Source organism: Streptomyces sp. S3(2020), assembly GCF_013044505.1.
In the GTDB taxonomy this organism is placed as follows: domain Bacteria; phylum Actinomycetota; class Actinomycetes; order Streptomycetales; family Streptomycetaceae; genus Streptomyces.
Genome location: NZ_JABERD010000500.1, coordinates 1 through 1,557 on the forward strand (window position 1 = coordinate 1; position 1,557 = coordinate 1,557).

1 protein-coding gene is annotated in these 1,557 nt (G+C 72.6%); it reads right to left on the reverse strand.

The features are described from left to right. Window positions 1-97 precede the first annotated feature (97 nt). On the reverse strand, window positions 98-1,555 hold the full coding sequence (locus HLK59_RS49920; RefSeq protein ID WP_346780015.1) for an MFS transporter: 1,458 nt from the start codon (window positions 1,553-1,555) through the stop codon (window positions 98-100). Window positions 1,556-1,557: the final 2 nt, after the last annotated feature.

The window sequence follows — 1,557 nt, forward strand, 5'->3', positions numbered from 1 at the left end:
TGCCTGCCCCTCGTAGCCCTGCTACCGCGCAGGGCACAGGAGAACGAGCACCACTGAGCCCTCAAGAAGGGCGGCTGCGCCTGCCCTTCTTGAGGGCTCAGTGGTGCTCGTTCTCCTGTGCCCTGCGCGGTAGCAGGGCTACGAGGGGCAGGCACACGGTGAGGGCGGCCGCGACCGTGAGGAGGCTGACCGTGGTGGCGTGCGTCGTGTCGCCGGTCGTTCGGAAGTAGACCGAGGTCACCGCCGCCGCTCCGATCGCGTTGGCCAGTTGCTGTACGGCGTTGAGTGAGCCGCTCGCGCTGCCGGCCTCCGTCGGGGCGATGTCGCCGATCGTGATGTCGTACACCGTGCCGAAGCAGGTGCCCATGCCGATGCCGAGGATCAGCAGGGGTGGGACCAGGGACCAGGTTCCGGTGTGGGTTCCGGAACGGTGGATCAGCAGGGTCAGCCAGGCGCAGCCGGTCAGGAGGGTGAGGAGGCCGGCGGGGACGAGGCGGCGGCCGTGGGTGTGGATCAGGCCGTGGCAGGCGATCGAGGCGATGACGATGCCGATGGTCAGGGGGATCAGGGCGAGCGCGGTGCCGGTGGGGGAGCGGCCGAGGCCCTGTTGGAGGAAGAGGGAGAGGACGTAGAGGAGGCCGGCGGTCGCGGCGAAGGCGACGACGCCGAGGGTCAGGCCCGCCGCGAAGCCGCGGTTGCGGAGCAGGGTCGGTTCGATGAGCGGGTGGGGCGCGGTGCGCTGGCGGTGACAGAAGGCGGCGAAGAGGGCGAGGCCGCAGGCCAGGAGGATCGGCGGCCGACCGGTCCAGCCGCCTGTCCAGCCTCCCGCCGAGGCGTCGATCAGCCCGCCCAGCAGGCCGAGCAGCGCGCCGGTGAGCAGCACGGCCCCGCGGATGTCGACCGAGACGGTCCGGTCGCCGGGGTCGCGCGGCAGCAGGCGGGCGGCGGCGAGGAGGGCGGCGCCGCCGAGGAGCAGGTTGATCAGGAACATGGGGCGCCAGCCGAGGCCGAGGACGTCGGCGTCGACGAGGAACCCGGCGAGGATCGGGCCGCCGACCGCGGACAGCCCCATCGCGGGCCCGAAGAGGCTGAACGCCTTGCCGATCTGGTCGCGGGGCCAGGTGGCGCCGAGGATGCCGAAGCCCTGCGGGATGACGAGGGCCCCGAAGGCGCCCTGGGCGAGCCGGGCGAGGACCAGGGTCGTCGGGTCGGGGGCGAGCCCGCAGGCCAGTGAGGCCACCACGAACCCGGCGAGCCCGAGCAGGAAGAGCCTGCGGCGGCCGTATCTGTCGCCGAGCCGTCCGCCGGGCACGAGCAGTACGCCGAGGGCGAGTGCGTAGGAGGCGCCGAGCCACTGGACGAGGCCGGGGCCGCCGCCGAGGTCGGCGGTGATCGTCGGGGCGGCGATGTTGGTGATCGTGGCGTCGAGGAGGTCGAGGACGTCCGCGGCGAGGATCACGGCCAGGATCGCCCAGCGGGTGCGGGCGGGGAGGGGAGGGGGCTGTGGAGAGTTGTTGTCTGCGTCATGCAGTGTCTGTGTCACGCAGATGAATATGG